Here is a 1,334-nt window from a genome sequence, read left to right as displayed (position 1 = left end):
TGAGGTTCCCCGCAAGTTGTGGACACTTGATCTGTCTCACGCGGCTTGCGCAGACACTTCCTCTTCACTGACCAGGTCGGTCAGTGAACGTGCTTCCTCGAACTCCACCGGCGTCACCTGACCCAGCGCCGAATGCAACCGCCGACGGTTATACACCTCTTCGATCCACCGACCGACCTCGCGTCGAACAGCCGACCTGCTCGCCCATACACGACGATCATAGAACTCTGTCTTCAACGTCGACCAGAACGACTCCGACATCGCGTTATCCCAACACACCCCAGTCCGACCCACCGACTGCGCCAGTCCCAGTTCTTCCGCCGCTCGATGCAACTGCCCTGAGGTGTACTGCGCTCCTCGATCGGCATGGAAAATGACGTCCTTCGATCCGATCCCGCGCAGCGTGTGAGCCATCCGCAGTGCCCGTTCGACCAGGTCTGAGTCCTGTCGGTCATCCATCGCCCATCCCAGGACTCGACGCGAGCATCCGTCACGGATCACGCATAGGTACACGAAGCCTTCCCAGGTCCGCAGATAGGTGATGTCGCTGATCCAGACCGCATCCACGACGCCCTGATCCCAGACTCTGTCGACCCGATCAGGGATCCGGTGCGTCCGGGTCCCTGGCAACGTTGTGACCGGCCTGAACTTCCGCGGGCTGATGCCTTCCAACCCCTGCCGGCGCATCGACTTCGCCACTGTCTTCTCGTTGACAGTCACTGCTTGCCTGGCCAGCTGGGCCTGCACCCGCGGTGCACCATAAACATCATCGGATTCGGCGTGGACCCGGGCCACGTCAGCGTCGAGTGCTCGCTGGGCCTGCTTGCGCGGTCCCGGCTCTGTACTCAACCGTTTCGCCCACGCGTAATAGCCAGCCCGGGCCACTTTCAGGAGTCTAGCCATTCGGGTGATCGCGTAGTTGTCCTTCTCCGCGTGCATCAGTTCGAACCGTTCCGACGGTGTTGCTTCGACGCGAAGAAGGATGCCGCTTTTCCCAGAAACTCGTTGTCCTGTTTGAGTTCGAAGTTCTCCCGTTGCAACCGGGCCAGCTCTGCTCGCTCGTCCTCGCCCAACGGCCCCGTCGATGCCCCCTCGCCTTGTCGGCGCTGCTTTTCGGCTTTGACCCAGGTGCCCAGGGACTGTTCCCCGACTCCGATCTCCTTGGCCACTGCCGCGATCGAGCGACCAGTGTCGATGACCAAAGTCGCGGCCTCCCGCCGGTACTCGGGCGTGAACGTGCGACGCTGTTTCTTGCTCTCTGACATGCTGGACATCCTTCCACCAGGATCACGAATCCCGCTAGCTCGGGTGTCCACAAAACCAGGCTAACCTCA

General features: G+C 61.5%; 1 protein-coding gene. It reads right to left on the bottom strand.

What is annotated here, in order from left to right:
- Window positions 1–36: 36 nt before the first annotated feature.
- Window positions 37–1,265 (bottom strand): IS3 family transposase gene (locus INT40_RS20320; RefSeq protein ID WP_193073273.1). Its coding sequence is split into 2 segments (ribosomal slippage): window positions 37–998 and window positions 998–1,265, totalling 1,230 coding nucleotides; the frame shifts between segments, so codons are not numbered across the junction.
- Window positions 1,266–1,334: the final 69 nt, after the last annotated feature.

Source organism: Brevibacterium sp. FME17, from assembly GCF_014897515.1.
Classification (GTDB): Bacteria; Actinomycetota; Actinomycetes; order Actinomycetales; family Brevibacteriaceae; genus Brevibacterium.
The sequence above is the reverse complement of the archived record's forward strand: the minus strand, read 5'-3'. Positions and strand labels throughout refer to the sequence as shown.